The organism is Streptomyces sp. A3M-1-3 (assembly GCF_024213665.1).
In the GTDB taxonomy this organism is placed as follows: domain Bacteria; phylum Actinomycetota; class Actinomycetes; order Streptomycetales; family Streptomycetaceae; genus Streptomyces.
Map to the genome: position 1 here is coordinate 1 of NZ_JANAVP010000067.1, position 5,317 is coordinate 5,317.

The window sequence follows — 5,317 nt, forward strand, 5'->3', positions numbered from 1 at the left end:
AGGCGCCGTCCTGGTTGACCGCGGAGCCCCGTACGACGGCCAGCACCCGGTGGCCGTTGCGCCGCGCGTCCGACAGCCTCTCGACCAGCAGCAGGCCGACCCCCTCGGACCAGCCGGTACCGTCCGCCGAGGCGTCGAAGGACTTGCACCGCCCGTCGGCAGCCAGGCCGCGCAGCCGGGAGAACTCGATGAAGGCGACCGGGGTGGACATCACCGCCGCGCCGCCGGCCAGCGCCAGGTCGCACTCTCCGCGGCGCAGCGCGTTCGCCGCGAGGTGCAGGGCCACCAGGGACGACGAGCAGGCCGTGTCGATGGTGACGGCCGGGCCCTCCAGGCCGTACGTGTAGGCCAGCCGGCCTGAGGCGATGGAGCCCGCGCTGCCGCTGAACAGGTAGCCCTCGAAGCCTTCCGAGGGGAGGTGAGGACGCGAGCCGTAGTCGTTGTACATGATGCCGGTGAACACGCCGGTACGGCTGCCCCTGAGCGCCTCGGGGGCGAGACCCGCGCGCTCGAAGGTCTCCCACGCGGTCTCCAGCAGCAGACGCTGCTGCGGGTCGGCGGCGAGGGCCTCGCGCGGCGACATTCCGAAGAACTCGGGGTCGAACAGGTCCGCTTCGTGCAGGAAGCCTCCCTCACGGGAGTACGACTTGCCGACCTTCTCGGGGTCCGGGTCGTACAGCTTCTCCAGATCCCAGCCGCGGTCGGCGGGAAACTCCGATATGGCGTCGACCCCGTCGGCGACCAGTCCCCAGAGGTCCTCGGGCGAGGACACACCACCCGGGTAGCGGCAGGCCATGCCGACGATTGCGATCGGCTCCTGCTCCTTGTCCTCCGCCTCGCGCAGACGCCTGCGTGCGTCTCGTGCGTCGGCGATGGCCCTCTTGAGGTAGTCGCGGAGTTGTACCTCGTCAGCCACGTGTATTCAGCTCCCGGGATGTGGTGTGTGTCGCGATGTGGGTGTGGAGCCGTCCAGGGCGTCTGCACGTCTGAACGACTGGACGTCCGTTCGTCACTCGAGCCCCTCGAGCAGCGCGAAGAGTTCCTCGTCACTGGCGTCGTCGAGGTCCTCGCCCGAGTCCTTCGCGGGCTTGCCGCCCGCCGTTTCCGCAGCGTCCAGCAGCTCCCGCAGCCGGGCGGTGATCCGACCGAGCGCCTCCGCCTCCTGCGAGGCGGCCGCCGCCCGGACTGCCGACTTGAGCCTGGCCAGGTCGTCGAGAACCGGGTCGACCAGCGAGATCTCCCCGAGGCCCAGCTCGTCCCGCAGGTACGCGGCGAGAGCTGCCGGAGACGGGTGGTCGAAGACCAGGGTCGTCGGTAGGCGCAGCCCGGTGGAGCGATTGAGCAGGTTGCGCAGCTCCACCGCCGTCAGTGAGTCGAAGCCCAGCTCCTGGAAGGGCCGGTCGGCGCCGACACCGCTGAGGTCGGAGTGCCCCAGCACCTCAGCCACCCGGCTCCGGACCAGATCGGTCAGCGCCCGCTCCTGCTGGACGGGGGACAGTCCGGCCAGCAGCTCGGCCGACGCTTGTCCTGCCTCGGCGCCGCCCCCGCCGGAGGCCGGTGTACGGCGTGCGGCGGCCCGTACCAGACCGCGCAGCATCGCCTGCGGCTCGCCGCCCTGGGCCCGCAGCGCGGCGGTGTCCAGGCGGGTCACCGCGAGCACGGCCTCACCGGTCGTGTGAGCCGCGTCGAACAGCTCCATGGCCTCCTTGGAGGTGAGGGGGACCAGCCCGGAGCGGGCCAGGCGGCGCAGGTCCGCCTCGGTGAGATGACCGGAGAGGGTGCTGGTCTCCGTCCACAGGCCCCAGGCGAGGGAGACGGCGGGCAGGCCGTGCGCCCGGCGGTGCTCCGCGAGCGCGTCGAGGAAGGTGTTCCCCGCCGCGTAGTTGGCCTGTCCTGCGGTGCCGAGCAGACCGGCGACCGAGGAGTAGAGGACGAACGCCTCCAGGTCCAGCTCCCGGGTGAGCTCGTGCAGGTTCCAGGCCGCGTCGATCTTGGGGCGCAGCACCCCGTCCATCTGTTCGGGGGTCATCCGGGCGGCCACACCGTCGTCCAGCACACCGGCGGCGTGCACCACGGCCGCCAGCGGGCGGTCGGCCGGGATGCCGGCGAGCACCTGGGCGAGCGCGCCGCGGTCGGTGACGTCGACCGCGGCGACCGCGACCCGGGCGCCCAACTCGGTGAGTTCTGCGACGAGTCCGGCCGCACCGGGGGCGTCCGCGCCGCGTCGGCTGAGCAGCAGCAGGTCGCGGGCGCCGTGCTGCGTCACCAGATGCCGGCTGAGCACCCCGCCCAGCGAGCCGGTGGCACCGGTGATCAGTACGGTGCCGCGGTCCCAGGCCGGCGCCGCCCCGTCCCGGCCGCCGGTCTGCCCGGTGCGGGCGAAGCGCGGTACGAGGGTCTGTCCGCCGCGCACCGCGAGCTGAGGCTCGTCGGTGCCGAGGGCGGCCGGTACCCGAGCCTTGACCCCGGCGTCCTCGTCCAGGTCGATCACCATGAGACGCCCGGGGTTCTCGGTCTGGGCGGACCGGAGCAGACCCCACACACCGGCGTGGGCGAGGCCGGTGACGTCCTCCGCGCCGACCGCTACGGCACCGCGCGTGACAACGGCCAGCCGGGAACCGGCGAACCGCACGTCCGCCAGCCAGGACTTGACCAGCTCCAGAGTGTGGAGCAGGGCGGTGCGCGCCGCCTCGGCGGTGTCCGCGCCGGTCGCCGGGCCGACTGGGGCCAGGACGAGCGCCGGGGTCGCGGTGCCCTCGTCCACGGCAGTGCCGAGCGCGGCCAGGTCCGGGTACGAGACGGTCTGCTCCGGCACCGCGAGGCCGTCGCCGAGCACTGCCCAGGCGGCGGGGTCCGACGGGGTTCCGGCGGTCTGCGGCGCGATCCAGGAGATCTTGTGCAGTCCGTCGCGGGCGGTCCTGCCCGCCGCGCGCAGAGCTTCCTGCGACAGCGGACGCAGGGTCAGCGAGCCGATGGTGGCGACCGGCCGACCGTCGCCGTCGGCCACCACGAGGGAGGCGAGCAGCGTGTTCGGCTCGGGGCTGGCCAGCGACAGCCGGACCCGCAGGACCCAGGCGCCCGTGGCGTACACGCTTGCGTCGGCCCAGGAGAAGGGGAGCCAGGACTGGCCGGCTTCCTCGGCGACGCCCGGCAGCAGCGAGTGCAGCGCGGCGTCCAGCAGGGCGGGGTGCAGCGTGAACGTGCCCGCGGCCGACCTCTGCTCCTCGCCCAGGGCCACCTCGGCGTACAGCTCGTTCTCGCCCTTCCACAGCCCGCGCAGGCCCTGGAAGGCGGGGCCGTAGGCGTAACCCCGATCGGCCAGCCGCTCGTACACGCCGTCCAGCGTGACTTCGGCTGCCCCGGCCGGAGGCCAGGCCGTCAGACCGGCGGGTTCGGCCTGCCCGGCGCCCAGCGAGCCCCTTGCGTGCAGCGTCCAGGACCCGTCGCCCTCGGGGGCGTCGTCGTCGGGCCGGGAGAATATCTCCAGGGCGCGGCGGCCGGAGTCGTCGGCCGCGCCCACGACCAGCTGCAGCTTGACCGCACCCTGCTCCGGCAGTACCAGGGGCGCCGCCAGGGTCAGTTCCTCCACCCGGTCCGCGCCGGTCTGCTCACCGGCGCGCAGTGCCAGTTCGAGCAGGCCGGTGCCCGGCAGCAGCACCGATCCGAGGACGGCGTGGTCGGCCAGCCACGGGTGACTGTGCCGGGAGATCCGGCCGGTGAGCACGTACTCGTCGCGGTCCGCGATGCCGACCGCCGCGCCGAGCAGCGGGTGGTCGGCGCTGCTCAGGCCGAACCCGGCGGGGCTGCCGACGGCGGCCGGGCCTTCCTCCAGCCAGTACCGCTGGTGCTGGAAGGCGTAGGTGGGCAGAGCGATCCGGCGGGCGCCGGGGAATACGGCGTCCCAGTCGGTGGGCACGCCCTGGACGGCCAGCCGGGCGAAGGCGGCGACCGCGGTCCGGTCCTCGGGGCGCCCTCGGCGCAGTACCGGGACGAGCGATCCGGGATCCTCGGCCAGGCTCTCCTGGACCAGTGCGGTCAGTACGCCGTCGGGGCCGAGCTCCAGCCAGTCGGTGACGCCCTGCTGCTCCAGGTAGCGCACGCCGTCGAGGAAGCGGACCGCTTCCCGGATGTGCCGCGCCCAGTAGTCGGGCGAGGTCAGTTCCTCCGTGGTGGCAAGGGTGCCGGTGACGTTGGAGACCACGGGGATTCTCGGGGGGCTGAAGGTGAGCCCCGCCGCGATCGCGCGGAACTCCTCCAGTACGTCCTCCATGTGCGGCGAGTGGAAGGCGTGGCTGACCGGCAGCCGCTTGGTCTTGCTGCCCCGCTCACGCCACAGCGCGGCGAGCTCGTCGACAGCCGTGGCGTCGCCGGAGATGACCGTGGCGGCTGGACCGTTCACCCCGGCGACGGAGACCCTGTCGTCGTACCCGGCCAGCGAGGCGCGCACATCGTCCTCGGCGGCCTGGATCGCGGCCATGGCGCCGCCGCTCCTCGCCGCCTGCATCAGCCGGCCGCGCTCGGCGACCAGGTGGCAGGCGTCCGTCAGACTCAGTACCCCGGCCAGGTAAGCAGCTGTGACCTCACCGATGGAGTGGCCGAGCAGGAAGTCCGGGGTCAGCCCGTGGTGTTCGGCCAGCCGGAACAGCGCGGTCTCCACCGCGAACAGCGCGGCCTGGGTGAAGGCCGTCTCGTCGAGCAGGGCGGCGTTGACCGAGCCCTCCGCGGCGAACAGCACGTCCTTCAGCGGCACGGCCAGCTCGGCGTCCAGGTGGGCGACGACCTCGTCGAGCGCGGCTGCGAAGACTGGCGAGGACGCATACAACTCGCGTCCCATGCCCAGGCGTTGGGAACCCTGTCCGGTGAACAGGAAGGCGGTCCGGCCGCGCCGCGCGGCACGGCCGCGGACGACGGCGGGCGAGTTCTCACCTCGGGCCAGGGCGGCCAGCGCGCCGAGGAGTTCCGCACGGCCGGTGCCGACGACGGCGGCCCGCTCGTCCAGCAGCGCGCGTGTGGTGGCCAGCGAGTGACCGAGGTCGGCGGCGCTCAGGCCGGGGTGCTCGGTGACGTATGCGTGCAGGCGCTCGGCCTGGGCACCCAGGGCCTGCTCGTCGCGTCCGGACACCACCCACGGCAGGGCGCTGTCCGCGGGCCGCTCCACGGCGGCGGGCGCCGGGTCCGGGTCCGGTAGGGGCGGCTGTTCCAGGATGACGTGCGCGTTGGTGCCACTGATGCCGAAGGAGGAGACGGCGGCCCGGCGGGGGCCGTCGGTGTCCGGCCACCGGCGCTGTTCGGTGAGCAGTTCGACCGCGCCCGCCTG

The 5,317-nt window shown here is 73.6% G+C and carries 2 protein-coding genes; both read right to left on the bottom strand.

Annotated elements, in window-relative coordinates; genetic code table 11:
- Window positions 1-916, bottom strand: a 916-nt coding sequence (locus tag NLX86_RS34115) for a polyketide synthase (protein ID WP_254375704.1), incomplete at its 3' end; no start/stop codon positions are given.
- A 93-nt stretch (window positions 917-1,009) separates the two neighbouring features.
- Window positions 1,010-5,317: type I polyketide synthase (locus tag NLX86_RS34120; protein WP_254375705.1), on the bottom strand; the 4,308-nt coding region annotated here is incomplete at its 5' end.